Source organism: Leclercia sp. LTM14 (assembly GCF_023736175.1).
GTDB classification, from domain to species: Bacteria; Pseudomonadota; Gammaproteobacteria; order Enterobacterales; family Enterobacteriaceae; genus Enterobacter; species Enterobacter barmai.
Genome location: NZ_JAIKTT010000009.1, coordinates 70,124 through 95,891 on the forward strand (window position 1 = coordinate 70,124; position 25,768 = coordinate 95,891).

21 protein-coding genes and 1 pseudogene are annotated in these 25,768 nt (G+C 55.3%); 5 read left to right on the forward strand and 17 right to left on the reverse strand.

The window, feature by feature from the left end; all coding sequences use genetic code 11:
• Positions 1 to 121: 121 nt before the first annotated feature.
• On the forward strand, positions 122 to 901 hold the full coding sequence (gene elyC / locus K5I40_RS17300) for an envelope biogenesis factor ElyC (protein WP_039029476.1): 780 nt from the start codon (positions 122 to 124) through the stop codon (positions 899 to 901).
• Here the strand turns inward: elyC and K5I40_RS17305 are convergent.
• The 13 genes and pseudogenes from K5I40_RS17305 to K5I40_RS17365 all read right to left on the reverse strand — a co-directional run bounded on the left by K5I40_RS17305 (position 878) and on the right by K5I40_RS17365 (position 15,746).
• Positions 878 to 1,771, reverse strand: a complete 894-nt coding sequence (locus K5I40_RS17305) for a YcbJ family phosphotransferase (RefSeq protein ID WP_039029477.1) — start codon at positions 1,769 to 1,771, stop codon at positions 878 to 880. The genes elyC and K5I40_RS17305 overlap by 24 nt on opposite strands.
• Before the next feature lie 139 nt (positions 1,772 to 1,910).
• Positions 1,911 to 2,657 (reverse strand): 3-deoxy-manno-octulosonate cytidylyltransferase, encoded by a 747-nt coding sequence (kdsB, locus tag K5I40_RS17310; RefSeq protein ID WP_039029478.1) that lies wholly within the window; start codon positions 2,655 to 2,657, stop codon positions 1,911 to 1,913.
• Positions 2,654 to 2,836 (reverse strand): protein YcaR, encoded by a 183-nt coding sequence (gene ycaR, locus K5I40_RS17315; RefSeq protein WP_039029479.1) that lies wholly within the window; start codon positions 2,834 to 2,836, stop codon positions 2,654 to 2,656. The genes kdsB and ycaR overlap by 4 nt, the downstream gene beginning before the upstream one ends.
• Positions 2,837 to 2,881: 45 nt before the next feature.
• Positions 2,882 to 4,111 carry a winged helix-turn-helix domain-containing protein gene (locus K5I40_RS17320; RefSeq protein ID WP_223075082.1) on the reverse strand — a complete coding sequence of 410 codons (1,230 nt, stop codon included), beginning with the start codon at positions 4,109 to 4,111 and terminating at the stop codon, positions 2,882 to 2,884.
• 15 nt (positions 4,112 to 4,126) lie between these two features.
• Positions 4,127 to 5,131: a tetraacyldisaccharide 4'-kinase gene (gene lpxK, locus K5I40_RS17325; protein WP_223075081.1), complete on the reverse strand. Its 1,005-nt coding sequence runs from the start codon at positions 5,129 to 5,131 to the stop codon at positions 4,127 to 4,129.
• Complete coding sequence (gene msbA / locus K5I40_RS17330; protein ID WP_039029482.1) at positions 5,128 to 6,876, reverse strand: lipid A ABC transporter ATP-binding protein/permease MsbA; 1,749 nt, start codon at positions 6,874 to 6,876, stop codon at positions 5,128 to 5,130. Before msbA ends, lpxK begins: the two co-directional genes overlap by 4 nt.
• A 36-nt stretch (positions 6,877 to 6,912) precedes the next feature.
• A complete protein-coding gene (locus K5I40_RS17335) occupies positions 6,913 to 9,177 on the reverse strand; it encodes a ComEC family protein (RefSeq protein ID WP_223075080.1) in 2,265 nt (754 codons plus the stop codon).
• A gap of 213 nt (positions 9,178 to 9,390) precedes the next feature.
• On the reverse strand, positions 9,391 to 9,678 hold the full coding sequence (gene ihfB / locus K5I40_RS17340; protein WP_039029484.1) for an integration host factor subunit beta: 288 nt from the start codon (positions 9,676 to 9,678) through the stop codon (positions 9,391 to 9,393).
• Positions 9,679 to 9,798: 120 nt separating this feature from the next.
• Positions 9,799 to 11,472, reverse strand: a complete 1,674-nt coding sequence (gene rpsA / locus K5I40_RS17345; protein WP_032617357.1) for a 30S ribosomal protein S1 — start codon at positions 11,470 to 11,472, stop codon at positions 9,799 to 9,801.
• A 111-nt stretch (positions 11,473 to 11,583) separates the two neighbouring features.
• A complete protein-coding gene (gene cmk / locus K5I40_RS17350; protein ID WP_039029485.1) occupies positions 11,584 to 12,267 on the reverse strand; it encodes a (d)CMP kinase in 684 nt (227 codons plus the stop codon).
• Positions 12,268 to 12,450: 183 nt separating this feature from the next.
• Positions 12,451 to 13,734 carry a 3-phosphoshikimate 1-carboxyvinyltransferase gene (gene aroA, locus K5I40_RS17355; RefSeq protein WP_223075079.1) on the reverse strand — a complete coding sequence of 428 codons (1,284 nt, stop codon included), beginning with the start codon at positions 13,732 to 13,734 and terminating at the stop codon, positions 12,451 to 12,453.
• Between the two features lie 69 nt (positions 13,735 to 13,803).
• Positions 13,804 to 14,891, reverse strand: a pseudogene (serC, locus tag K5I40_RS17360) (3-phosphoserine/phosphohydroxythreonine transaminase).
• Between the two features lie 162 nt (positions 14,892 to 15,053).
• Positions 15,054 to 15,746 (reverse strand): DUF421 domain-containing protein, encoded by a 693-nt coding sequence (locus K5I40_RS17365; RefSeq protein ID WP_039029488.1) that lies wholly within the window; start codon positions 15,744 to 15,746, stop codon positions 15,054 to 15,056.
• A 138-nt stretch (positions 15,747 to 15,884) separates the two neighbouring features.
• On the opposite strand from K5I40_RS17365, the gene ycaO reads away from it, so the two are divergent.
• The 4 genes from ycaO to pflA all read left to right on the forward strand — a co-directional run bounded on the left by ycaO (position 15,885) and on the right by pflA (position 22,185).
• Positions 15,885 to 17,645: a 30S ribosomal protein S12 methylthiotransferase accessory factor YcaO gene (ycaO, locus tag K5I40_RS17370; protein WP_223075078.1), complete on the forward strand. Its 1,761-nt coding sequence runs from the start codon at positions 15,885 to 15,887 to the stop codon at positions 17,643 to 17,645.
• Between the two features lie 404 nt (positions 17,646 to 18,049).
• Positions 18,050 to 18,907 carry a formate transporter FocA gene (focA, locus tag K5I40_RS17375; protein ID WP_039029490.1) on the forward strand — a complete coding sequence of 286 codons (858 nt, stop codon included), beginning with the start codon at positions 18,050 to 18,052 and terminating at the stop codon, positions 18,905 to 18,907.
• A gap of 51 nt (positions 18,908 to 18,958) precedes the next feature.
• Entirely contained in the window at positions 18,959 to 21,241 is a 2,283-nt protein-coding gene (pflB, locus tag K5I40_RS17380; RefSeq protein ID WP_039029491.1) for a formate C-acetyltransferase, read from the forward strand.
• Positions 21,242 to 21,444: 203 nt separating this feature from the next.
• Positions 21,445 to 22,185 carry a pyruvate formate lyase 1-activating protein gene (gene pflA, locus K5I40_RS17385; RefSeq protein WP_039029492.1) on the forward strand — a complete coding sequence of 247 codons (741 nt, stop codon included), beginning with the start codon at positions 21,445 to 21,447 and terminating at the stop codon, positions 22,183 to 22,185.
• Between the two features lie 34 nt (positions 22,186 to 22,219).
• On the opposite strand, the gene K5I40_RS17390 is transcribed toward pflA, so the two are convergent.
• The 4 genes from K5I40_RS17390 to K5I40_RS17405 all read right to left on the reverse strand — a co-directional run bounded on the left by K5I40_RS17390 (position 22,220) and on the right by K5I40_RS17405 (position 25,761).
• On the reverse strand, positions 22,220 to 22,732 hold the full coding sequence (locus K5I40_RS17390; RefSeq protein WP_039029493.1) for an anti-virulence regulator CigR family protein: 513 nt from the start codon (positions 22,730 to 22,732) through the stop codon (positions 22,220 to 22,222).
• A gap of 123 nt (positions 22,733 to 22,855) precedes the next feature.
• Positions 22,856 to 24,004 carry an MFS transporter gene (locus K5I40_RS17395; RefSeq protein WP_039029494.1) on the reverse strand — a complete coding sequence of 383 codons (1,149 nt, stop codon included), beginning with the start codon at positions 24,002 to 24,004 and terminating at the stop codon, positions 22,856 to 22,858.
• 274 nt (positions 24,005 to 24,278) lie between these two features.
• Positions 24,279 to 25,142, reverse strand: a complete 864-nt coding sequence (locus K5I40_RS17400) for a dimethyl sulfoxide reductase anchor subunit family protein (RefSeq protein WP_138369443.1) — start codon at positions 25,140 to 25,142, stop codon at positions 24,279 to 24,281.
• Position 25,143: 1 nt separating this feature from the next.
• Entirely contained in the window at positions 25,144 to 25,761 is a 618-nt protein-coding gene (locus K5I40_RS17405; protein WP_039029496.1) for a DMSO/selenate family reductase complex B subunit, read from the reverse strand.
• Positions 25,762 to 25,768: the final 7 nt, after the last annotated feature.

Here is a 25,768-nt window from a genome sequence, read left to right on the forward strand (position 1 = left end):
GAGAGCTCCACCCGCTAACTGCAAAACCGCTATTTTGTCACAGCCGGGCGGAGAATGAACCTCTCTGGTGTAATATCGCTGACAATCATCGGCTATATGGTCAAAAAAGGAGCCAGAAAGGATGCTTTTTACCCTAAAAAAATATATTGGCGGCATGATGCTTCCCCTCCCTCTTCTTCTGCTGTGCATCGCGCTGGGCCTGGGGTTGCTGTGGGTCAGCCGCTACCAGAAAACCGGCAAAATTTTGATTACGGCAGGCTGGCTGGTGCTGACGCTGCTGAGCCTGCAGCCGGTGGCTGACGGGCTGTTACGTCCGGTGGAAGACAAATACCCTACATGGCAGGGAGATCAAAAAGTTGAGTACATCGTGGTGCTCGGCGGGGGCTATACCTGGGATCCTGACTGGGCCCCGAGTTCGAATCTGATCAACAACAGCCTGCCGCGCCTCAACGAGGGGATGCGGCTGTGGCTGGCTAATCCGGGGTCGAAGATGATCTTTACCGGGGCAGCGGCGCAGAGCAATCCGGTGAGTACCGCCGAAGCGGGGGCGCGCGTGGCGCAGTCGCTGGGCGTGCCGCGCGAGGCGATTATCACCCTCGACAGCCCGAAAGATACCGAGGAGGAGGCCGCGGCGGTTAAGCAGGCGATTGGCGATGCCCCGTTCCTGCTGGTGACGTCGGCCTCCCATCTGCCGCGGGCGATGATCTTCTTTGAGCGTCAGGGACTGCATCCGCTGCCCGCGCCCGCGAACCAGCTGGCCATCAGCGCCCCGCTCAACCCGTGGGAACGGATTATTCCGTCCCCGGTATGGCTGATGCACAGCGATCGCGTGGGCTATGAGACCCTCGGGCGCGTCTGGCAGTGGCTGAAAGGCGCGTCAGGCGAGCCAGGGGAGCAGTGATTTCGAGGCCAGGTCGAAGCTGGCGCGGCTAAAGCGCCCGGTGTTTACCAGCTGCGCCACTTCGTCCCACAGCATATACAGCCAGCGCCGCCAGACGAACGCCTCTGATACCGGCGCGCGCTGCAGATAGTGCCAGAGTAAATCCTCCGCCTGTCCGCTCTCGCTCAGGCGAAACAGCTCATACTCCCGGGGGGCCCACAGCATCACCCCGGGGCCGACCATCGCCAGCAGCTGATCGCTGCGCGGATCCTTGAGCATGCTGCGCAGGGTAAAATTACCGTGGATCAGCACGCTGTTGTCGTTGAAGCCCTCAAACAGGGCGGGCAGGCACTCCCGGGTGCGAAAGAGGATCCGTTTATCCTGCATGGTCAGGCCGGTGTTGTGGTACTGATTCAGCGTTCCCCACAGCACCTCGACCCGCTGGCGATACCAGAGCGGCCAGAGGTTTTCCTGGGTGCTGTCCACCGCGCCGACCAGCCCGCCGCTGTCCATCCTGTGCCAGGCCAGCAGCGCTTCGACAATCTGATCCTTAAGCTGCTCCCAGCGTTGCGGCGTGCGCGCGGGGGCTTCTACCGGAACGCCGCGCAGGCGTTCAATCAGCAGGACGTCAGGACCGGGATGTTCCTCATGGGTCATCACGCCATACACCGTTGGCATTCTGACCGTGCCGCTGCGGGCCAGCATGGAGATTTTCCATGCCAGCTGGCGGGCAACGTCCGGCGTAGAGAAGCTTCGCGCCAGAAGCGGCATGGGGTTTCCCTGACTGTCGTACAACGACCACAGCGTGGTATCCGCCTTTTCATGCACGCATTCCACACGGCTCAGTTTTTCACCCAGCAGATGGCTGAGTTCGGCTCGCAGCTGTTCCATTTTGAGATTACCCCCATTAAGACTACTGCTTTTATAATGAGCGCCTGACGGGCGGATGTCACTCTTATGAGACGATTCTGTAGCAGAAATTCAGAATAACGAGGCAAAAAAATCCCCTCAGAAGAGGGGATAGCGGGGATTAACGCAGCTCAGCGCGAACGCGGGCCAGATCTTCCGGCGTATCAACGCCTGTACCCGGCACTTCGTGCGCGACGGCGACGTGGATCTTCTCGCCGTACCACAGCACACGCAGCTGCTCGAGCATTTCGATGTTTTCCAGCGGGCTCGGCTGCCAGGTGACGTATCGGCGGATAAAGCCGGCACGATAGCCATAAATGCCCAGATGACGCAGGATAGTGTCGCCAATGTTATCCCGGGATTCAGCAAAACGATCGCGATCCCAGGGAATGGTGGCGCGGGAGAAATAGAGCGCATAGCCTTCGGCGTCCAGCACCACCTTCACGGCGTTCGGGTTGAAAGCTTCTTCCGCACTGTGAACCGGCACGGCCAGCGTCGCCATACCCACCTGACGCTGGGCCAGGTTTTCAGCTACCTGACGAATAATGACCGCCGGGATCATCGGCTCATCGCCCTGCACGTTAACAATCACCGTGTCGTCGCTGAAGCCGCATTTTTCAACCACTTCAGCCAGACGCTCGGTACCGGACTGGTGATCGGCGCGGGTCATGCACACTTCGCCGCCCGCGGCTTCCACCGCACGCGCCACGTCTTCATGATCGGTGGCGACAATGATCCGCTCCGCGCCGGACTCACGCGCACGTTCAAGCACATGCACGATCATCGGCTTGCCGTTGATATCGACCAGCGGTTTACCCGGCAGACGCGTGGAGGCAAAGCGAGCCGGAATAATGACAACAAAACTCATGGTTTGCTCTCTTCAGCCGCCAGCGAACGGGCTTCGGTTTCCAGCAGGACGGGAATGCCGTCGCGCAGGGGAAAGGCCAGGCTATCCAGTTTGCAGATTAACTCCTGCTTATCCTGGCTGTAGTAAAGTTTGCCGTTGCACACCGGGCAGGCAATAATTTCCAGTAAACGGTGATCCATAGTTCCTCCGTATCAATAATCGGTAAAGCTTACCATATTCCTTTTTCAGACCGCGTCTATTTCCCAGCCACTTCGACAGGCCTGGAAAAGGCCGTCGGGCAGATGGCCTGTCACGATGCGTGTTGCCCCCTGCCAGCCCGCAAAATCACTGATTGCCGTGATGAGCCCTTTTTCCAGCCCAGCGCCGATCCTAACGCCCTCTTCCAGATAAAGCGCGATGACCTCAAGCTCGCTGGCTTTGCGGTGCATTTTGGCATCCATCCGTCCCACCAGCTGCCCTTTATGCAGCAGCGGCAGGACGAAATAACCATACTGACGTTTCGGAGCCGGGGTGTAGCACTCCAGCCGATAGCTGAAATTAAACAGCTGCTCCGCGCGCTTGCGATCCCAGACCACCGGATCAAACGGCGACAGGACAGCGCTGTGGGTCGCGGTGAGTTTCCCCTCCAGGGCAAGGGAAAGCAGCGGCAGCAGATCGCTATGCAGCCACATCTCGCCCAGGGTCTCAACCTCGACGCGAACGACCTGCTGCTGCGCCTGCCAGCGCTCAAGCAGCGGCGCCAGCACCGGCTGGCGCAGGCGGTAATAGTCGGCTAACCACTGAGCGCGGAAAAGACCTAAGCTACGGGCGCTGTTTTCCAGCATCACGGCTTCTGCCGCCGCCTGGGTCAGCATATCCCGGCGGTCATCCCACTGTGGCATCACCCTGTGGGTGAGATCGTAAACGCGCTGGAAGTTGCGCCTTTCGACCACCATCACCTTTCCGGCGGTAAACAACCCTTCAAGATGGCGCTTGTGCGGTTTCCACTCCCACCATCCGCTCGTCCCTTTGCGGGGATGTTCAAAATCGGCGGAACGAACCGGGCCCTTCTCCTGAATATGCGCGATCAGTTGTTCAATTTCATCCGCATTTTCCTGCATCCAGGCCTGACGGTATTTCCAGCCCATTTTATCGGGGGCGAGCATTCTGTGACGCACCAGCGCAAAGTCGCTGCGCGGCAGGAAGCACGCCTCATGCGCCCAGTACTCCATCAGCTCTCCCTGACGCAGGGCGTTATCCAGCCAGTCGGGTGAATAAGGGCCGAGGCGGCTGAACAGCACCAGATAAGGGCTGCGGGCGACGATATTGATGGTGTCGATCTGCAGGAGCGACATGCGCTGGATGGTAGTAAGAATATCGGCGGGCCGGGCGCGGCGACGGGGCTTTTTCAAAAGCCCCTGGGCGGCAAGATGGAGATGACGTGCGGCTGAAAGCGTGAGTTGCGGTAAAGCCATGCTTTTTCCTGTCAGTTAGTGCGCGGGCGAAACCTCATTTGTCTGCCCTGCGAGGGCAATCAGTTCCTGAAGCAGTCGCTCAGGCTTTTCGCCCTGCAGTTGTGCATCAACCGGTAAATACCACCAGTTATCCCGGGCAAAGGCGCGGCATTTCACCGCGTCTTTTTCAGTCATGATCAGCGTCTGGCCGGGCGCGGTAAAGGCCGCAACCTGCTCCAGGCTCAGCGCCTGGTGGTCGGCCAGCGGCACCGTACTCTGAAGCGTCGCGCCGCAGGCTTCAAGGGTGGAGAAAAAGCGCGGGGGATGCCCGATACCGGCCATCGCAACCAGATTGTTAAGCTCAGCTACATCGCGCCGCTCACCGGTCTGCAGGTTCACGGCAAGCCCCGGGCGCAGCTGCATGGGGATCTCGCCCGCCTGCGCCGTGCCGCCGTTAACGATAACCGCATCCACCGTTTGTAAACGCGACGCGCGCTCGCGCATTGGCCCGGCAGGTAGCCACCAGCCGTTACCAAAGCGGCGCACGCCATCGATCACCACAATCTCTTTATCCCGGGCCAGGGCGTAGTGCTGCAGGCCATCGTCGGTAATGACGATCTGGATATTTTCATGAGCCAGCAGAGCCTGCACCGCTTCGCTGCGCACCGGCGAAACCGCGACGGGCGCGCCGGTGCGCTGAAAGATCAGCACCGGCTCATCGCCCGCTTGCGCCGTGGTGGTTTGCGCGGTCAGCAGCAGCGGATAGCGCTCCGCCTTGCCGCCGTATCCCCGGGAGACAACGCCCACGTGAATTCCGCGCTTAGTAAGCTCTTCCACCAGCCAAATCACCACCGGCGTTTTACCGTTGCCACCAGCGGTGAGGTTCCCCACCACCACCACCGGCACCGGCGCACGCCAGGCCCGTTTGAGCCCCACTTTATAACTCAGGCGGATGAGGCCGCTGACCAGGCCATACAGCCAGGAGAGCGGCAACAGCAGCAGCCAGAGTAGAGACTCACCGGACCAGATGCGAGCAATCATGCGCCAAACTGCATCTTATGAAGCTGAGCATATACGCCCTGATGGGCCAGCAGGTCGGCATGACTGCCCCGCTCGACGATGTAGCCATCTTCCACCACCACGATTTCATCGGCTTTTTCGATGGTCGACAGGCGGTGAGCGATCACCAGCGAGGTACGGTTCTTCTGCAACTCATCCAGCGCAGACTGGATGGCACGTTCGGACTCGGTATCCAGCGCCGAGGTAGCTTCATCGAGGATCAGTATTGGGCTGTCACGCAGCAGCGCACGCGCAATGGCGATACGCTGGCGCTGACCGCCGGAGAGCAGCACGCCGTTTTCGCCGATAATGGTATCCAGACCGTTATCCATCTTATTGATAAAGTCCATGGCATAGGCCATCCGCGCCGCCGCTTCGATCTGCTCGCGGCTGTACTCTTCAGTACGGGCGTAAGCGATGTTATTGGCTACGGTGTCGTTGAACAGATGCACATTCTGGGAGACCAGCGCGACCTGATTACGCAGCGACTGCAGGGTATATTCGCGCAGGTCGTGGCCATCAATCAGGATCTCACCTTCATCAATATCGTAGAAGCGGGTGATCAGGCTGGCGATGGTTGATTTACCCGAGCCAGAGCGGCCCACCAGCGCCACGGTCTTACCTGCCGGGATCTTCAGATTGATGTTGCGCAGCGCAGGCGTATCGCGACCCGGATAGGTAAAGGTCACGTTGCGGAATTCCACATCCCCGGTTGAGCGTTCGATCACGCGTTTGCCTTCGTCTTTTTCCTGTTCGGAATCGAGGATAGCGAACAGCGTCTGACAGGCTGCCATCCCGCGCTGGAACTGGGCGTTAACGTTGGTTAACGATTTCAGCGGGCGCATCAGGGCAATCATCGACGAGAAGACCACGGTGATGGTACCGGCGGTCAGAGTTTCCATTACGCTCGGGAAGCTGGCGGCATACAGCACGAATGCCAGCGCCAGGGAGGCAATCAGCTGAATGATCGGATCGGAAATGGAAGAGGCAGAAACCATCTTCATCCCCTGCAGACGCATTTTATTGCTGACCTTATCGAAGCGCTTGGTTTCAACGTCCTGGCCGCCAAAGATCAGTACCTCTTTATGGCCTTTCAGCATCTGCTCTGCGCTGGTGGTCACCTGCCCCATCGTGTTTTGCATGTTCTTACTGATGCTGCGAAAACGCTTCGAGACGACGCGGATGGCAATCGACACAATCGGCGCCAGCACGATAAGGATCAGCGACAGCTGCCAGCTGTACCAGAACATCAGGGCGAACAGGCCAATGATCGAGGCCCCTTCACGCACCACGGTGATCAGCGCGCTGGAGGAGGAGGAAGCCACCTGCTCGGAATCGTAGGTGATGCGGGACAGCAGGGTACCGGTCGACTGCTTGTCAAAGAACGCTACCGGCATGCCCATCATGTGGCTGAACAGGCGGCGGCGCATGGTCATCACCACTTTGCCCGATACCCAGGAGAGGCAGTAGCTGGAGATATAGCTGGTGATGCCGCGTAAAATCATCAGGCCGATAACCACCAGCGGCATCCATAGCAACACTGAGCGATCCGTTTTACCAAAACCGTCGTCCAGTAACGGTTTGAGGAGCGATAACATGAAGGTATCGCTGGCTGCGTTGAGGATTAACGCTACGCCCGCCACGATAAGGCCCGTTCTGAAGGGTGCAATCACCGGCCAGAGTCGGCGGAAGGTCTGCCACGTGGAGAGATCTTTGTCGTTATGCATTCAAAAAACCAGCATTTGTTGAAATAGCCGCATATTCTACCCGTTATCTCCGGGCGCGCCAAACCACTGATGATACCAACGGGGCAAAATTTGATCCCGTAAGCTATGGATTTGCCAGCCATGTTGCGAAAACGAGACGGTAAGTTGTCCTGAACGGGGGGTTGTTAACCACATATACCCCTCCTTTCTGTAACGGCGAGCCACTTTGACTGAAGGCAGTCGCCACGCGTTATAGCGGGATGCAGACACCAGGGCGATATGCCCACCAACCCGCTGCACCAGAGGAAGCGACGAAGAGGTATTGCTGCCATGGTGCGGCACCTGGATAAGTGTAGACGCAAGATATTGCCAGTGACGACTGAGCATCGCTTTTTCTCCCTGCGCCTCAATATCCCCTGTTAACAACAGGCTATGCGTCCCGTCCTCAACCTTAACCACGCAGGAACCGTTGTTACCGCGCTGCGGGGTGGTGGCGAGGGGCCAGTGTGCGCTGAAGGTCAAACCCCGCCACTGCCAGCGTTCCCCGCGCACGCAAGGGTCATGCCCGGCCCAGCCCAGCGGGCTTCTTATCCACATTTCCGGCCACGCCTTGCGTAGTGATACCAGACCACCGATGTGGTCGAGGTGATCATGGCTGACAATCACCCCCTCCGGGCGCAAATGGTGCCACCGTAGCCAGGGGATGATCAGCTGTTGTGCGCTGTCTCCGCCAGGCCATGCAGGGCCGGTGTCATAGAGAATCACCCTCCCCTGACGCTCGATTGCCATTGCCAGCCCTTGGCCGACATCCAGCATATGCACGGCCCAGCCCTCTGTTTTGTTCTCTCGCCATAGCGGACTGGTCGCCAGCACCAGTACTGATACACACACAACTGGATACGTTCGTGCGCCGCGCATTCGCCAGGCGACGATGGCCCCCCACGGCAGCAGGGTCAGCCACAGCCAGCGTTTATCGACCGTGATCCAGCCGTCGGGCAGCGTGGTTAAAAATCGAAACAGTAGCGACAGTGAGCCATCCGCCAGAGCCCAGACCATCTTTTCCATAGTTGGCCAGGGCAGGAGATGCAGCCCCATCCCCAGTAAAATCAGCGGCACCGAGATAAAGGTCACCAGCGGCACCGCCACCAGATTCGCGACCAGAGACGAAAGGCTAAAACCATGAAACACGACGATCTGCACCGGCAGCAACAGTAAAAGCATGCCGAGCTGCAGGTGCAGCAGGTTAACCCCGGCCCGGACTGCCCATGGGGCGGACAAGCGTGGCGCAGGCACCCACTGATACCAGAAAATCAGCACCGCTACCGCAAAGGCAGACAACAACAGGCTGTGCGACAGTACGGCCAGCGGATCGGCCAGCAAAATGGCGGCGATGCAGACTCGCCAGATTTGCCAGGGAGACCAGAGGCGGCCGCTCAACTGCAGTGCCAGGCAAGCTCCCAGTGAGACGACGGTGCGCAACGCGGGTGGCTGCATTCCGGTAAGCCAGGCGTAAAAGGCGGCAAAGCAGAACCCTGCCACCAACGGGGCTCGCCAGCTCATCCAGCGTACCGGGATAAAAAATTGCATACCCCGCACCAGAAGCCAGATAACCGACGCTGCCAGCGCAATGTGCAAACCCGAAATCGCCATCAGATGCGCGGTACCGGTTTCCCGCATCAGGTCTTTGACGTCTGCCGAGACCGCCAGCCGCTCCCCCATGCCCAGCCCCATAAGAACCGGCCCCCAGCTATACGCTGAGAGCGTGGTTGTCAGCGAGGCGAGATAGCGGGCGCGTAAGCTACAGCGGGCATCTTTCACTTCAGCGTGGGTAAAACGCCCGGTCAGGGGTTGATGCTGCGCCAGGGCATAGCGTTGAGAATCGAACCCGCCATCGTTGAGTTGCCCGTGAACGGCGCGTAACGACAAAGTCATGCTCCAGCGCTGTCCGGCACATCTCGGCTGCGGCAATGTATTGCCATACAACGTAACGCCCACCGCAGGCACCACTGCTTTACCATCAAGCTGGATAATGCGGGCCCGATACGCCGTATCGCTCTCAACCGCGACGATCTCTATTCCGGCTTTCTGCGGACCTCGGGTCAGATTCTGCATCGGCCAGACCGTACTTTGTGCGGCAAGCGCCCCCCAGGCAAAAAACAGCAGCCAGAAGCCACTGTAGCGGGTAATGTCATGGCGAATTAAGGCGAGCAGACATCCGGCAATCGCTATGGCCTGTATTAACGGTAGTGCAGGCAGCGTGGGCAGCCAGAGCAGTGGCAGGATAGCCAGGATCAGACATGTCGCTAATGCAGTTAAACGCATTTACACCTCCCTGTGTCAGGGCAGTGTGCGGTCACAGAGTGGATATGTCAGGTGTGAAATTGCGCGATTGCGAGGCAGGCTGGCGTAAATCAACGGTTTGCAGCAAAGAGCTGCAAGATTTGCGGCGCGGGTTCCGGATCCGGAGTTGAGAAACGAAAAAAGCACCCGCAGGTGCTTTTCTGATGGTCACTCAGTTTCGCCCGCAGGCTAAACTCAGTTGCCGTAAATATTGGCGCGATCGCGCAGTTCTTTACCCGGCTTGAAGTGCGGAACGTATTTACCTTCCAGCTCTACTTTGTCGCCAGTCTTCGGGTTACGCCCGGTACGTGGAGCACGATAGTGCAGAGAAAAACTACCGAAACCGCGGATTTCAATGCGCTCACCCTGTGCAAGAGTGGTAGCCATATGCTCCAGCATCTCTTTTACAGCGTCTTCCACTGCTTTCGCAGGAATATGCGATTGCTGGCTGGCAAGTCTTTCAATCAATTCTGACTTGGTCATGATTCCTCCGGTTCCTTCAAACCAATTAGCTAAACAGCTTAAACAAGGGCGGCCGTAGCCGCCCTTTGTTATTGATTACAGGACGAATCCTGCAATCTGTCAAGTCACTCTACGAGTAACTTATTCGCCTTTAGCTGCTTTGAAAGCTTCAGCCATTGCGTTGTTGGAGAAGTTTGCATCTTCCTGTTTGTTAACAGTTGCGATTGCATCTTTCTCATCAGCTTCGTCTTTAGCACGAACAGACAGGCTGATTGCACGGTTCTTACGATCAACGCCGGTGAATTTAGCTTCAACGTCGTCGCCTACGCTCAGAACCAGAGTTGCATCTTCAACGCGGTCACGTGAAGCTTCAGAAGCGCGCAGGTAACCTTCAACGCCGTCAGCCAGTTCTACGGTTGCGCCTTTAGCGTCAACTGCAGTCACTTTACCGTTTACGATTGCGCCTTTCTTGTTCAGTGCAACCCAGTTGTTGAACGGATCTTCTGCGAGCTGTTTAACGCCCAGGGAGATACGCTCACGCTCTGCGTCAACCTGCAGAACAACTGCTGCGATTTCGTCGCCTTTTTTGTATTCACGTACTGCTTCTTCGCCTGCAACGTTCCAGGAGATGTCAGACAGGTGAACCAGGCCGTCGATGCCGCCGTCCAGGCCGATGAAGATACCGAAGTCAGTGATAGACTTGATTTTACCTTCAACACGGTCGCCCTTGTTGTGGGTTTCCGCGAACTGCTGCCATGGGTTGTTTTTGCACTGCTTCAGGCCCAGGGAGATACGACGACGTTCTTCGTCGATATCCAGAACCATAACTTCCACTACATCACCAACGTTAACAACTTTGGATGGGTGGATGTTTTTGTTGGTCCAGTCCATTTCGGAAACGTGAACCAGGCCTTCAACGCCTTCTTCGATTTCGACGAAGCAGCCGTAGTCGGTCAGGTTGGTAACGCGACCAGTCAGTTTAGTACCTTCTGGGTAACGTTTAGCGATAGCAACCCATGGATCTTCGCCCAGCTGTTTCAGGCCGAGGGATACACGAGTACGTTCGCGGTCGAACTTCAGCACTTTAACAGTGATTTCGTCGCCCACGTTCACGATTTCGCTTGGGTGCTTAACGCGTTTCCACGCCATGTCGGTGATGTGCAGCAGGCCATCAACGCCGCCCAGGTCAACGAATGCGCCGTAGTCAGTGAGGTTCTTAACGATACCTTTGACTTCCATGCCTTCCTGCAGGTTTTCCAGCAGCTGATCGCGTTCTGCGCTGTTTTCGGATTCGATAACGGCACGACGGGAAACAACAACGTTGTTACGCTTCTGGTCCAGCTTGATTACTTTGAACTCAAGCTCTTTGCCTTCCAGGTGCAGGGTGTCACGAACTGGACGAACGTCTACCAGTGAACCTGGCAGGAACGCACGAATACCATTCAGCTCAACAGTGAAGCCGCCTTTGACTTTGCCGTTGATAACACCGACTACAGTTTCAGCTTCTTCGTAAGCTTTTTCCAGCGTGATCCAAGCTTCGTGACGTTTAGCTTTCTCACGGGACAGCAGGGTTTCACCGAAGCCGTCTTCTACTGCATCCAGAGCAACGTCAACTTCGTCACCAACCTGGATTTCCAGCTCGCCCTGGGCGTTTTTGAACTGCTCTGCCGGAATGGCAGACTCAGATTTCAGACCGGCGTCAACCAGTACGATATCTTTGTCGATAGCAACAACAACACCACGAACGATGGAACCCGGACGGGTTTCGATTTCTTTTAAGGATTCTTCAAACAGTTGAGCAAAAGATTCAGTCATGTTTAATCTTCAGGTTAATATTAACGTCCACCTGGCTCCGTGCCGGATGGGGTTGTTTCACATACCCGCCGTCAATCCATTGCAGCGGGGGTACTGCTAAATCGGTCGCGATTACGCGATTGCCAGTTTTTGGCGCGCATATTGTAGCGCTTTTTCAATCACTTGCTCAATAGTTAAACTGGTAGAATCCAGAACTAATGCATCATCTGCGGGAACAAGCGGTGCAACGGCGCGATTACGGTCGCGATCGTCGCGCTCTTTTATCTCAGACAAAAGACGTTCAAAGTTAACACTAAAGCCCTTTTCCTGCAACTGTAGCATGCGGCGCTGCGCACGCTCTTCCGAGGAAGCGTCAAGGAAAATTTTCACCGGCGCGTCAGGGAAAACCACGGTTCCCATGTCGCGTCCGTCAGCGATCAGGCCAGGGGCATCGCGGAAAGCGCGCTGGCGGCGTAAAAGCGCCTCGCGAACGCGTGGGAAAGCAGCGACCTGAGAGGCGGCGTTCGCCACTTCCTGAGTGCGGATCTCTCCGCTCACGTCTTCCCCTTCAAGAATCACTTCCAGATTGCCGTTGGTGGAGACAAAACGCACATCCAGATGGGCGGCCAGCGGCACCAGAGCCTCTTCAGAAGCGACATCAACATGATGGTGCAACGCAGCCAGCGCCAGCACACGATAGATTGCGCCCGAATCTAAAAGATGCCATTGCAGTGCTTCCGCCATCGCTTTGCACAGCGTGCCTTTACCTGCGCCACTTGGCCCGTCAATGGTGATAACCGGGGCAATTGCCGTCATCTTTTTCTCCTTAAATTAGGCATACCGTTGTGTGAACGCCGCGCATTATACGCGCCAATGTGCACAACTGTTACCTTTGCGTGCAAATTACGGAATGATTGAAGCTGAGTGTAGAAGAAATGGGCGATGGCAACGTCAGGAAGCGTAAGGAAATGCCGCACCGGGCGGTGCGGCATGGGTTTATCAGGCCAGGGTGCTGATGCGCGCCAGCTGCTCGAAATAGTCCGGGAAGGTTTTCGCGGTGCATTTCGGATCCAGAATGGTGACCGGCGTATCCGACAGCGCCACCAGCGAGAAGCACATCGCCATGCGGTGATCGTTATAGGTGCCAATCTCCGCAACCTGCAGTTTCGCCGGAGGGGTCACGCGAATGTAGTCTTCGCCCTCTTCCACTTCGGCACCCACTTTACGCAGCTCGGTCGCCATGGCAAACAGGCGATCGGTCTCTTTCACACGCCAGTTATAAATGTTGCGCAGAGTGGTGGTGCCTTTGGCAAACAGCGCCGCGGTGGCAATGGTCATCGCCGCATCGGGGATATGGTTCATGTCCATATCAATGGCGTTCAGTTCACCGCGGGTGCAGGAGATGTAGTCATCGCCCCAGGTGACCACCGCGCCCATCTTCTCCAGCACATCGGCAAAGCGAATATCACCCTGCACGCTGTTGCGGCCAATACCGGTCACTTTAACGGTACCGCCTTTAATGGCGCCTGCCGCCAGGAAGTAGGAGGCCGATGAAGCATCGCCTTCCACCAGGTAATTGCCCGGCGTCTGGTACTGCTGCGACCCGCGCACCACAAAACGCTGGTAGTTATGGTTTTCGACTTCAACGCCAAAGGTCTTCATCAGATGCAGCGTGATATCGATATAGGGTTTAGAAACCAGCTCACCTTTAATGGCGATGGTGGTGTCCTGCGGCGCCAGCGGCGCGGTCATCAGCAGTGCGGTCAGGAACTGGCTGGATACGCTGCCGTCCACCGCCACTTCGCCGCCGGTAAAGCCACCGCGCAGACGCAGCGGCGGATAGTTTTCCTGCTCCAGATAATCGATCTGCGCGCCTCCCTGACGCAGCGCATCCACCAGATGGCCAATAGGGCGCTCTTTCATACGCGGTTCGCCGGTCAGCACGATGTCATTGCTGCCCAGACACAGGGCCGCAGCCAGCGGGCGCATTGCCGTGCCGGCATTGCCAAGGAAAAGTTCCAGCGCGTCGGCGGAGTGCAGCGCACCGGCGTTACCGGTGACTTCGCAACGGGTGCGATCGGCGGACAGAGTATAGTGGACTCCCAACGCTTTCAGCGCATTGAGCATATGGCGAACGTCATCGCTGTCCAGCAGGTTAGTGAGAACAGTGGTGCCGTTTGCCAGCGCTGCCAGCAGCAAGGCGCGGTTCGAGACACTTTTTGAACCAGGCAGATTGATGGTGCCATCTACCCGGGCAATAGGTTGTAACGTCAGGGATTCCATGAAATTTAATTCTCAATTCAACATAATAAAAACCCCGCAGCCAGGCCGCGGGGGTGAACACTGGCGCGATTAACCGTGACGACGTTCGAAGTCGGTCATGAAGTCGGTCAGGGCCTTAACGCCTTCAAGCGGCATGGCGTTATAGATAGACGCACGCATTCCGCCAACCACGCGGTGGCCTTTCAGCGCATGCAGACCGGCAGCGAAGGACTCTTCAAGGAACAGCTTATCAAGATTGCTGTCGGCGAGCTGGAACGGCACGTTCATGCGGGAACGGTTCGCTTTGGCCACGTCGTTGCGGTAGAAGTCGCTGCCGTCGATGACGCTGTAGAGCAGCTCAGCTTTCTGCTGGTTGATCTTATCCATCTGCGCCACGCCGCCGTTGTTTCTCAGCCACTTGAAAACCAGGCCAGAAAGGTACCAGGCGAAGGTCGGCGGGGTGTTGAACATGGAGTCGTTATCGTTCAGCACGCTGTAATCCAGAATTGACGGGCAGGATTTGTGGGCTTTACCCAGCAAATCTTCACGCACGATCACCAGCGTCAGACCGGCCGGCCAATGTTTTTCTGTGCGCCTGCGTAGATCACGCCGTAACGGCTGACATCCAGCGGGGAAGAGAGAATAGTAGAGGAGAAGTCGGCGGTCACGACCACGTCATCGCCAAAGGCAGGCTCTTCGTGGATGGCAATACCGTCGATAGTTTCATTCGGGCAGTAGTGCAGATAGGCCGCATCACGAGAAAGTTGCCATTCGCTCATCGGTTTCACCGCGCGCAAACCGTCAACGGTGACTTTGGCATCAATGACGTTCGGGGTGCAGTATTTGTGCGCTTCTTTTACCGCGCTCGCTGCCCAGTAACCGGCATCAACATAGTCTGCCTTGGTTTTGTCACCCAGCAGGTTCAGTGGGATGCCCGCAAACTGACCGCGCCCCCCGCCGTGGCAGAATAATACTTTGTAGTTTGAGGGGATATTCAGCAGGAAACGAAAATCTGCTTCTGCCTCTTCCGCCACCTGAATAAACTCTTTACCACGGTGGCTGACTTCCATCACCGACGTGCCAAGACCGTTCCAGTCACACAGCTCCTGTTGAGCCTGTTTGAGCACATCCGCCGGTAACATTGCCGGACCTGAACTAAAATTAAAGACCTGAGCCATTTACCCTCACCACGCTAAAAGCCATAAGTTATAACTGTGGATATCGGTTTTATCATTCAGTGACACGCGCCGCAATGTCTAAAACTTATGACCAGGAAAATGTGCCCGCCGTCACACAATACATTCTGCCAGCGGGCTGTCACAAAACCGACAAAATCGCTGTCAGGTGATGCGTCTGGCCCGGCTAACCTTCGTCCATTCCGGATTCGTGCAGCGTGGGCATAATTGATGCGCCCCGGCCTGGAGAGTCTGAACATGGCCACAACGGCGGCAGGCATAATCACCGACTTCCGGTATCGTCATAAAACGTTCCACAAATTCATCCGGCAATATGCATAGCCCAGGCTTGACCTCGTCATCGTCGTAAAAGTAGACGCTTATCTGTCCGTTAGTCTCCATGATGGCAAGCTTAACCTGTCCAAGCTGCTCAACGCTGCTCACCCGTAGTTCCATAAAGAACTCAAACTCGGTCATATTGGCGCGCTTCACTTTTTCCCAGGCCAGTTGGCCCTCTTCGACAATGGCTACCGGTTTTCCCTCCAGCAGATCTTCCAGCTTTTCACTTTTCGACATCAGCCACATCACGAGCCGGTAGAGCAACGCCAGGGTGACGAAAACGACAAAGACGGGAACCATCGGCACATCGTCATAAAATGCCACGTCCCCCGCTGCCGACCCCAGCGTCAGGATAATTAACACTTCGAAGAGTGACATCTGACGCACGCCGCGTCGCCCGGTAAGCTTGAGGAACAGGAATACCAGGACAAAGGTATAGAGACTTCGCAGCGCGACCTCGCCTAAAAACTCGAGTGGAACTTTATCAAAGGCCATTCGGTGAAGATCGAATGCTTTCATTTTTATATTCCTTTACAGTAGGTTACTGAAGGTAAGCATAGCTCAGCCTTTTATTTTCGCCGAAACCGCCGGGAGGATAGCGCCAGTCATGTAAAACCCGTATCATTGCGCGCTTTCCGTACGATATAAGTGATCCCCATGACTCAAACGTTTATCCCCGGCAAAGACGCCGCTCTGGAAGACTCCATTGCTCGCTTCCAGCAAAAACTGACCGACCTGGGCTTTAACATCGAAGAGGCCTCCTGGCTTAATCCGGTTCCCCACGTCTGGTCTGTGCATATTCGCGATAAAGAGTGTGCGTTGTGCTTTACCAACGGTAAAGGCGCGACCAAAAAAGCGGCGCTGGCCTCTGCGCTGGGTGAGTATTTTGAACGTCTGTCTACTAACTACTTCTTTGCCGATTTCTGGCTGGGCGAAACCGTGGCTAATGGCCCGTTTGTTCACTACCCAAATGAGAAATGGTTCCCGCTGACCGAAGACGATGAACTGCCGGAAGGGATCCTCGACGATCGTCTGCGTGCGTTCTACGATCTGGATAATCAATTGACCGCCAGCATGCTGGTCGATCTGCAGTCAGGTAATGAAGATCGCGGTATCTGCGCCCTGCCGTTTACCCGTCAGTCTGACGAGCAAACCATCTATATTCCGATGAACATCGTTGGCAACCTGTATGTCTCCAACGGCATGTCAGCCGGTAACACCCGCAACGAAGCGCGTGTTCAGGGTCTGTCAGAGGTCTTTGAGCGCCACATTAAAAACCGCATTATCGCCGAATCTATCAGCCTGCCGGAGATCCCGGCTGACGTGCTGGCCCGCTACCCGGGCGTGGTTGAGTCCATCGCCAAACTGGAAGCAGAAGGCTTCCCGATCTTCGCTTACGACGGCTCCCTGGGCGGTAAGTACCCGGTCATCTGCGTGGTACTGTTCAACCCGGCGAACGGCACCTGCTTCGCCTCCTTCGGTGCTCACCCGGATTTCGGCGTGGCGCTGGAGCGTACCGTTACCGAACTTCTGCAGGGCCGCAGCCTGAAAGATCTCGACGTATTTACACCGCCGACGTTCGATGATGAAGAAGTGGCGGAACATGCCAACCTGGAAACGCACTTCATCGACTCCAGCGGCTCTATCTCCTGGGATATGTTCAAGCAGGACGCGGATTATCCGTTTGTTGACTGGAGCTTCTCAGGCAGCACAGAAGAAGAGTTCGCCACGCTGATGGCCATCTTCACTGCTGAAAATCAGGAAGTGTATATCGCCGATTACGAGCACCTGGGCGTTTACGCCTGCCGTATTCTGGTGCCGGGCATGTCCGACATCTATCCGGTGGAAGATCTGTGGCTGGCGAACAACAGCATGGGTGCGCACCTGCGCGAAACTCTGCTGGCGTTGCCGGAGAGCGCATGGGAGAAAGAGGACTATCTGAACCTCATTACCCAACTGGACGACGAAGGTCACGACGACTTTACCCGTGTGCGTGAGTTGCTGGGTCTGGCGACGGGCAAAGACAATGGCTGGTACACCCTGCGTATCGGCGAACTGAAAGCGATGCTGGCGCTGGCGGGCGGCGACCTAGAACAGGCGCTGATCTGGACCGAGTGGACCATCGAGTTCAACGCCTCGGTGTTCAGCGCAGAGCGTGCGAACTACTACCGTTGCCTGCAGACCCTGCTGTTGCTGGCGCAGGAAGAGGATCGTCAGCCGCTGCAGTACCTGAACGCCTTTACCCGCATGTACGGTGCCGAGGCGGTAGAGAACGCCAGCGCAGCCCTGAGCGGTGAAGCGCCATTCTATGGCCTGCAGGCCGTGGACAGCGATCTGAAAGCCTTCCCTGCCCACCAGTCGTTACTGAAAGCCTATGAGAAATTGCAAAAGGCCAAAAGCGCATACTGGGCTAAATAAGGTTACATACCATTACAAACAGTAGGCGAATACAATCACCTACGTTATATTACGGGGCAATTTTATTGCCCCGTTTTTTATGTGCGGTAATAAATTTTTAATTGTAATAATTAAGTTAAATATTGGTAGCTATAATAATAGCGGCCTGACGGTTATTGTTACTTTTTATATGAAATACTCCATTCTAATTAACTGTCATCGACAGGGTCAGGAGAAAAAAATCAAATCATTTTGTAACTTTTAAAATTTATTTTTATTCGGATAATCAAATACTTACTCCGCATTTGCTGTAAAACCACGCACTTTGCGGGCCTATAAGCCAGGCGAGATATGATCTACATCAATTTCTCTTCTATAATGCTTTGTTAGTATCTCGTCGCCGACTTAATAAAGAGAGAGTTAGTGTGAAAGCTGACAACCCTTTTGATCTATTACTCCCAGCTGCTATGGCGAAAGTTGCCGAAGAAGCGGGTGTCTATAAAGCAACGAAACAACCGCTGACGACGTTCTTCCTGGCGATTACCGCTGGGGTGTTCATCTCCATCGCCTTTGTTTTCTATATTACTGCGACCACCGGTACAGCCGCGATGCCTTTCGGTATTTCTAAGCTGATTGGCGGCATCTGTTTTTCACTGGGTCTGATTCTGTGCGTGATTTGCGGCGCCGATCTCTTTACCTCGACGGTACTTATCGTCGTGGCGAAAGCCAGCGGCAGGATCACCTGGGGTCAACTGGCCAAAAACTGGCTCAACGTTTACGTAGGTAACCTGGTTGGCTGTCTGCTCTTTGTTCTGTTGATGTGGTTGTCGGGAGAATACATGACCGCCAACGGCGCGTGGGGGCTAAACGTCCTGCAAACCGCCGACCACAAAGTCCACCATACATTTATTGAAGCCGTTGCCCTTGGCATCCTCGCAAACCTGATGGTCTGCCTGGCGGTCTGGATGAGCTACTCCGGACGCAGCCTGATGGATAAAGCCATGATCATGGTTCTGCCTGTCGCGATGTTCGTCGCCAGCGGCTTTGAGCACAGCATTGCAAACATGTTTATGATCCCTTTCGGTATCGTAATCCGTGACTTTGCCAGCCCGGAGTTCTGGACCGCAATTGGTTCCAGCCCGGACAATTTCTCTCACCTGACCGTTATGAACTTCATTACTGATAACCTGATCCCAGTCACAATCGGGAACATTATCGGCGGTGGTCTGCTGGTTGGGTTGACATACTGGGTCATTTACCTGCGTGGCGATAACCATCATTAATGGTTTTCTCAGGCAGTAAATAAAAAATCCACTTAAGAAGGTAGGTGTTACATGTCCGAACTTAATGAAAAGTTAGCCACAGCATGGGAAGGTTTTGCCAAAGGTGATTGGCAGAATGAAGTCAACGTTCGTGACTTCATCCAGAAGAACTACACCCCATATGAAGGTGACGAATCCTTCCTGGCCGGTGCTACCGACGCGACCACTGCCCTGTGGGATAGCGTTATGGAAGGCGTTAAGCAGGAAAACCGCACTCACGCGCCTGTTGATTTCGACACCTCCATCGCGTCCACCATCACTTCACACGACGCGGGCTATATCAACAAGTCCCTCGAGAAGATCGTTGGTCTGCAGACTGAAGCGCCACTGAAACGTGCGATTATTCCGTTCGGTGGTATCAAAATGGTTGAAGGTTCATGCAAAGCGTACGATCGCGAGCTGGACCCAATGCTGAAAAAAATCTTCACCGAATACCGCAAAACCCATAACCAGGGTGTATTCGATGTTTATACCAAAGACATTCTGAACTGCCGTAAATCTGGCGTTCTGACCGGTCTGCCAGATGCGTATGGCCGTGGCCGTATCATCGGTGACTACCGTCGCGTTGCGCTGTACGGTATCGACTTCCTGCTGAAAGACAAATACTCCCAGTTCCTGTCTCTGCAGTCCGATCTGGAAAATGGTGTAAACCTGGAAGCCACTATCCGTCTGCGTGAAGAGATCGCTGAACAGCACCGTGCGCTGGGTCAGATCAAAGAGATGGCAGCGAAATACGGTTGCGATATCTCTGGTCCTGCGACCAACGCTCAGGAAGCTATCCAGTGGACCTACTTCGGCTACCTGGCTGCTGTTAAGTCTCAGAACGGCGCAGCAATGTCCTTCGGTCGCGTATCCACCTTCCTGGATGCATACATCGAACGTGACCTGAAAGCAGGCAAAATCACTGAACAAGACGCTCAGGAAATGATTGACCACCTGGTCATGAAACTGCGTATGGTTCGCTTCCTGCGTACCCCTGAGTACGATGAACTGTTCTCTGGTGACCCAATCTGGGCAACTGAATCCATCGCCGGTATGGGCGTTGATGGCCGTACCCTGGTAACCAAAAACAGCTTCCGTTTCCTGAACACCCTGTACACCATGGGGCCGTCTCCGGAGCCGAACATCACCGTTCTGTGGTCTGAAAAACTGCCACTGAACTTCAAAAAATATGCCGCTAAAGTGTCCATCGACACCTCTTCTCTGCAGTACGAGAACGATGACCTGATGCGTCCTGACTTTAACAACGATGACTACGCTATCGCTTGCTGCGTAAGCCCAATGATCGTTGGTAAACAAATGCAGTTCTTCGGTGCGCGTGCAAACCTGGCGAAAACCATGCTGTACGCAATCAACGGCGGCGTTGATGAAAAACTGAAATTGCAGGTGGGTCCTAAGTCTGAGCCAATCAAAGGCGACGTGCTGAACTATGACGAAGTCATGGATCGTATGGATCACTTCATGGACTGGCTGGCTAAACAGTACGTCACCGCGCTGAACGTCATCCACTACATGCACGACAAATACAGCTACGAAGCTTCTCTGATGGCGCTGCACGACCGTGACGTGGTTCGCACCATGGCATGTGGTATCGCAGGTCTGTCCGTGGCAGCTGACTCCCTGTCCGCTATCAAATATGCGAAAGTTAAACCGATTCGTGACGAAGACGGTCTGGCTATTGACTTCGAAATCGAAGGCGAATATCCGCAGTTTGGTAACAACGACGCTCGCGTTGATGACATGGCGGTTGACCTGGTAGAACGTTTCATGAAGAAAATTCAGAAACTGAATACCTACCGTAACGCTATCCCGACTCAGTCTGTTCTGACCATCACCTCTAACGTTGTGTATGGTAAGAAAACCGGTAACACCCCAGACGGACGTCGTGCTGGCGCGCCATTCGGACCAGGTGCTAACCCAATGCACGGCCGTGACCAGAAAGGTGCTGTTGCCTCTCTGACCTCCGTTGCAAAACTGCCGTTTGCTTACGCTAAGGATGGTATCTCTTACACCTTCTCTATCGTGCCAAATGCGCTGGGTAAAGACGACGAAGTGCGTAAAACTAACCTCGCGGGTCTGATGGACGGTTACTTCCATCACGAAGCATCCATCGAAGGTGGTCAGCACCTGAACGTGAACGTCATGAACCGTGAAATGCTGCTCGACGCGATGGAACACCCTGAGAAATATCCTCAGCTGACCATCCGTGTATCTGGCTACGCAGTGCGTTTCAACTCACTGACTAAAGAGCAGCAGAAAGACGTTATTACCCGTACTTTCACTCAGTCCATGTAAGTGGATTTGACTGAAATCGCGCGGTAAAAGGCGTACAATAAAGGCTCCACGCAAGTGGGGCCTTTTTAACACCTCCCGCTCCGCAGTCTCTTTTGCCCGCTATCTATAATGAATGGATAACAGCCAAAACAGACTCGACACAGCCGCCTGAGCTGTGCACATAAACAGGCCCTGGACGGGCCGAACCTGGAGATATCACCGCAATGTCAACTATTGGTCGCATTCACTCCTTTGAGTCCTGTGGCACCGTCGATGGCCCGGGCATCCGCTTTATTACCTTCTTCCAGGGCTGCCTGATGCGCTGCATGTATTGCCATAACCGTGATACATGGGATACCCACGGCGGCAAAGAAGTCACCGTTGAAGAATTAATGAAAGAGGTGGTGACCTATCGCCACTTCATGAACGCCTCCGGCGGCGGCGTGACCGCATCCGGCGGGGAAGCAATCCTGCAGGCCGAGTTTGTGCGCGACTGGTTCCGTGCCTGTCATAAAGAGAGCATTCATACCTGCCTGGATACCAACGGCTTTGTTCGCCGCTACGATCCGGTGATCGACGAACTGCTGGAAGTCACCGACCTGGTGATGCTCGATCTCAAGCAGATGAATGACGAGATCCACCAGAATCTGGTGGGTGTTTCCAACCACCGCACGTTAGAGTTCGCGAAATACATTGCCGCCAAAGGCATCAAAACCTGGATCCGTTATGTGGTGGTGCCGGGCTGGTCAGATGACGACGACTCTGCCCACCGCCTGGGTGAGTTCACGCGTGATATGGGTAACGTCGAGAAAATTGAATTGCTGCCGTATCACGAGCTGGGCAAACATAAATGGGTGGCAATGGGCGAAGAGTACAAACTGGATGGCGTGAAGCCACCGAAAAAAGAGACCATGGAGCGCGTAAAAGGTATTCTGGAGCAGTACGGTCACAAGGTCATGTATTAACAAAACGCCCGGTTTTCACCGGGCGTTTTATTTATTAGTCGAAGACACCATTAATAATGGTTGTCACAATCGCAGTACTCAGCGCAATTAATACCAGATCTTTCCCCACTACCCGCCATTCATAGCCAGGGTAAGAAGGCAATTGACCCAGCATCGAGGCCGGAACGGTTTTTTTCGCAATACCCGGAGGCAGTGGTTTACCGCGTGCCAGGTTTTTCGCAATCCCCGGCGGAAGCGAATCATAGCCTGTTAAGCCATAGTTCAGCGCCAGATGACGAGCATGATCGTAACTAACGCGGGCATTCACATCATCACTGACGCTTTTATTTGATTTGCCCGGATTTTGGTTGCCATTATTCTGTTTATTACCATGGTTATCGGAATTCCCTTTACCTGAATTCCCGTTACCATGATTGCCGCTATTACCTTGCCCACCGCCATTGCCATGGCCATTTCCATTGCCTGGATTAGCCATAACAGGTGCAGTTGCAAATGATAAAGATAACACTACGGCCAGCGCGGTAGTGGTAAAACGACGAGTAGACATGATCGCTGCCTTTTTGTGGTAGAACGCATCTGAATTATCGCCTGGCGCGATAAACAAACAATGCGTAAAACTCTTAGATGTGACAAAGACAAAAAAGCCTGTCATCGACAGGCTTTTATTTATTCAGGCATGTGCCACTGGGGTTGGATGTTCGCCCGCTTTACGCAGCAACATTAAGAGGTAAATAAACGACACGCTGGCGATCATGATAAACAGCAGATTGTCGGAATAGTTCTGCATCAGCATGGCGGTAAAGGTTGGTCCCAGCAGGCTGCCGATAGTATAGCTCAGCAGCAGCGCCTGATTCATGGCCACCAGTTGATGGTGCTCCACCTTTTCACAGGCCCAGGCCATTGCAACCGGATAGAGCGTGAAGCCAGCAGCGCCGAGAATAAACAGAGCCGGTGCCATGGCGGCGTTGCTGAGCATGGCAAGACAACCCATGATCACCACGAAGACCTGGACGCGCAGCACCAGCAGACGCCCGAAGCGATCGGCAAGACGCCCCACCGGCCACTGGCCGACAATCCCCGCGCTGACCATCACCGCCATCCAGAAACCAATCCCGGAATCACTCACCCCCTGATGATTCAGGTAGAGCGGCATCAGGCCATACAGTGAGCCCAGCACAATCCCGGAGATGATGCAGCCGTTAACGCCCAGACGCGCCTGACGCAATCTCAGCATTGGCCAGACGTGAGTCGCTTCCTGATGCTCGCTGCTCTGGTTCACAATGCGCGTAAAGAGCAGCGGCAGGATCGCCGCCAGCACCATGCCCGTTACCCACGGCAGTACGCTCATCAGGTCGGTCGGGAGTTTGCTGACCATCAGTTGGCCAAGCACAGTGCCAACGTAATAGACCATCATATAGGCCGCCAGCAGGCGACCGCGGTTGCGGGAGGTGCCGCTGCACATCAGGGCGCTTTCCACCACCACCCAGATCATGGCGCAGCCGACGCCGGCGATAAAGCGCCAGACCATCCAGCTCCAGAAGCCAACCATCAGCCCCAGCCCGGCACATCCGACGGCAAAAATAAGCGATGCCAGATAGTAGCTGCGGTTAAAACCGAAGCGTTTGATCAGGCTTCCTGTCAGCAATGTTCCCAGCAGGTTGCCGGTAAAAAAGGACGAGCTGACCATACCCACCTGCCAGGTCGGTAAGTTTTCATGGGCGAGCCACAGCGGGACGAGCGTATTTAACACCGCGATCGCCAGGGTCAGCAAAAGCAGGCCACAGAGCAACAGGAGCACTGGCCGGGTATAGGTCGACATGGATTAAAAACCGTGAGGAAGTTCAGATTTCGTGCGCATCATGCCACTGGCAAAAACAAAGTCAATCCACCTGTTTAGGCCGCACGCACGATATGTTCCTTGTCGATTGAAAAAACTCATCCTGCTAATGCAATGCCTGCTATCAATATTAATTATGTATTTGTTTTTATTTATGTCTGACTAAAATTGAAACCAAACGACAGTTGAAAAATTTCATGATTGAAAATAAAAAAGCCGGGCACTAAGTCCCGGCTTTATATAACGAAAATCAAAATTAACTGGCGACAGCCATTCCAACCGTCATATGCAGGCCATAGAACACCCCGCGGCCAATCAGTTCACCCGCCAGCACCAGCACAAATGCCAGAGACAACAGCGGGATCGCAGGCTGATAGCCTTTGAGCTGCGGCACTACCCAACAGACCAGCGCCGCCGCCAGGAGCACCACGCGCCAGGCCATCAGCGAACCGTAATCCGGCACGAGGGCAGAAGCCTGCTGAATGGAGCTGCTAATTGTTGCCAGCTCTGCGCCCTGCATCAAAGCAACAACCGCGCTCACCACCAGCGCCAGCAGCGACACGGCGGGCAGTAAACGCATCGCCCAACCGTCTACACCCGCAACGCGCAGCAACAGGAAGCCCAGCAGCGGCCCGCCGATAAACATCGTCAGGAAGAAACTCATCGGCGTCCAGACGCTGTACCAGGTCGGCACGGTATCGATAGTGTTATAGACCCGAACCATCATCCAGACGAACACCACGCCCAGCACCATAGTGACAATCAGCCACAGGCTACGCAGACCGGCAGGCAGCTTTTTCAGCGCAGCCAGCAGCCAGCCCAGACCACCGACAGCAAAGAAGAGCGCCCCGCTGGCGATCTCATTGCTGAGGGAAGAGGCTCCCACGCGGTTCAGGGAGTTGAACGCGCGCATCGGTGAACCGAGGTGCAGCGTAGAGGCGATAAAACCGATCCCCATGAGCACCCACAGGCCAAACATGCTGAGCACCAGACGCTGCTGTTGTCCGGCATTCAGATTGCCTTTTAACAGCGCCAGCGCAAGGACGATAAACCCGCCCGCCACGCACTGTCCGAAGACGGTAAAAATCATCAACGGCCATTCATGCCATCCGCTTCCCATCTCACACCTCCTTTGGATTGGCCAGGTAGCCGGTGGTGTCACCCGTTGGTCGGCTGTTGGCATTGGGTTTAATGACGATACTCGGCTTCGTAAAGTGCGCCGACGGCAGCGGTGCGACGGCAGCGAGCTTGCCGTATTTCTGGCGCAATTCGGCAATCGGGCCGAAATCCAGCGCGCGCAGCGGGCAGGATTCAACGCAAATCGGCTTATGGCCTTCGGCTACGCGATCGTGGCAACCGTCGCACTTGGTCATATGCCCTTTGGCGGCGTTGTACTGCGGCGCACCGTACGGGCAGGCCATATGGCAGTAGCGACAGCCGATGCAGACATCTTCATTCACTACCACAAAGCCGTCGTCGCGCTTGTGCATCGCGCCGCTCGGACACACTTTGGTGCAGGCGGGATCTTCGCAGTGGTTACAGGCAATGGACAGATAGTAGGCAAAGACGTTCTGGTGCCAGACGCCGTTGTCCTCCTGCCAGTCGCCGCCCGCGTATTCGTAGATACGGCGGAAGCTGACATCCGGCGTCAGGTCCTTATAATCTTTGCAGGCCAGCTCGCAGGTTTTACACCCGGTGCAGCGGCTGGAATCAATAAAAAATCCATACTGAGTGGTCATCGGCTAC

Bases quoted from the DNA above. Each gene is read 5' to 3' on its own strand.
- elyC (WP_039029476.1), top strand. From the start codon at position 122: ATGCTTTTTACCCTAAAAAAATATATTGGCGGCATGATGCTTCCCCTC.
- K5I40_RS17305 (WP_039029477.1), bottom strand. From the start codon at position 1,771: ATGGAACAGCTGCGAGCCGAACTCAGCCATCTGCTGGGTGAAAAACTG.
- kdsB (WP_039029478.1), bottom strand. From the start codon at position 2,657: ATGAGTTTTGTTGTCATTATTCCGGCTCGCTTTGCCTCCACGCGTCTG.
- ycaR (WP_039029479.1), bottom strand. From the start codon at position 2,836: ATGGATCACCGTTTACTGGAAATTATTGCCTGCCCGGTGTGCAACGGC.
- K5I40_RS17320 (WP_223075082.1), bottom strand. From the start codon at position 4,111: ATGGCTTTACCGCAACTCACGCTTTCAGCCGCACGTCATCTCCATCTT.
- lpxK (WP_223075081.1), bottom strand. From the start codon at position 5,131: ATGATTGCTCGCATCTGGTCCGGTGAGTCTCTACTCTGGCTGCTGCTG.
- msbA (WP_039029482.1), bottom strand. From the start codon at position 6,876: ATGCATAACGACAAAGATCTCTCCACGTGGCAGACCTTCCGCCGACTC.
- K5I40_RS17335 (WP_223075080.1), bottom strand. From the start codon at position 9,177: ATGCGTTTAACTGCATTAGCGACATGTCTGATCCTGGCTATCCTGCCA.
- ihfB (WP_039029484.1), bottom strand. From the start codon at position 9,678: ATGACCAAGTCAGAATTGATTGAAAGACTTGCCAGCCAGCAATCGCAT.
- rpsA (WP_032617357.1), bottom strand. From the start codon at position 11,472: ATGACTGAATCTTTTGCTCAACTGTTTGAAGAATCCTTAAAAGAAATC.
- cmk (WP_039029485.1), bottom strand. From the start codon at position 12,267: ATGACGGCAATTGCCCCGGTTATCACCATTGACGGGCCAAGTGGCGCA.
- aroA (WP_223075079.1), bottom strand. From the start codon at position 13,734: ATGGAATCCCTGACGTTACAACCTATTGCCCGGGTAGATGGCACCATC.
- K5I40_RS17365 (WP_039029488.1), bottom strand. From the start codon at position 15,746: ATGAAAGCATTCGATCTTCACCGAATGGCCTTTGATAAAGTTCCACTC.
- ycaO (WP_223075078.1), top strand. From the start codon at position 15,885: ATGACTCAAACGTTTATCCCCGGCAAAGACGCCGCTCTGGAAGACTCC.
- pflB (WP_039029491.1), top strand. From the start codon at position 18,959: ATGTCCGAACTTAATGAAAAGTTAGCCACAGCATGGGAAGGTTTTGCC.
- pflA (WP_039029492.1), top strand. From the start codon at position 21,445: ATGTCAACTATTGGTCGCATTCACTCCTTTGAGTCCTGTGGCACCGTC.
- K5I40_RS17390 (WP_039029493.1), bottom strand. From the start codon at position 22,732: ATGTCTACTCGTCGTTTTACCACTACCGCGCTGGCCGTAGTGTTATCT.
- K5I40_RS17395 (WP_039029494.1), bottom strand. From the start codon at position 24,004: ATGTCGACCTATACCCGGCCAGTGCTCCTGTTGCTCTGTGGCCTGCTT.
- K5I40_RS17400 (WP_138369443.1), bottom strand. From the start codon at position 25,142: ATGGGAAGCGGATGGCATGAATGGCCGTTGATGATTTTTACCGTCTTC.
- K5I40_RS17405 (WP_039029496.1), bottom strand. From the start codon at position 25,761: ATGACCACTCAGTATGGATTTTTTATTGATTCCAGCCGCTGCACCGGG.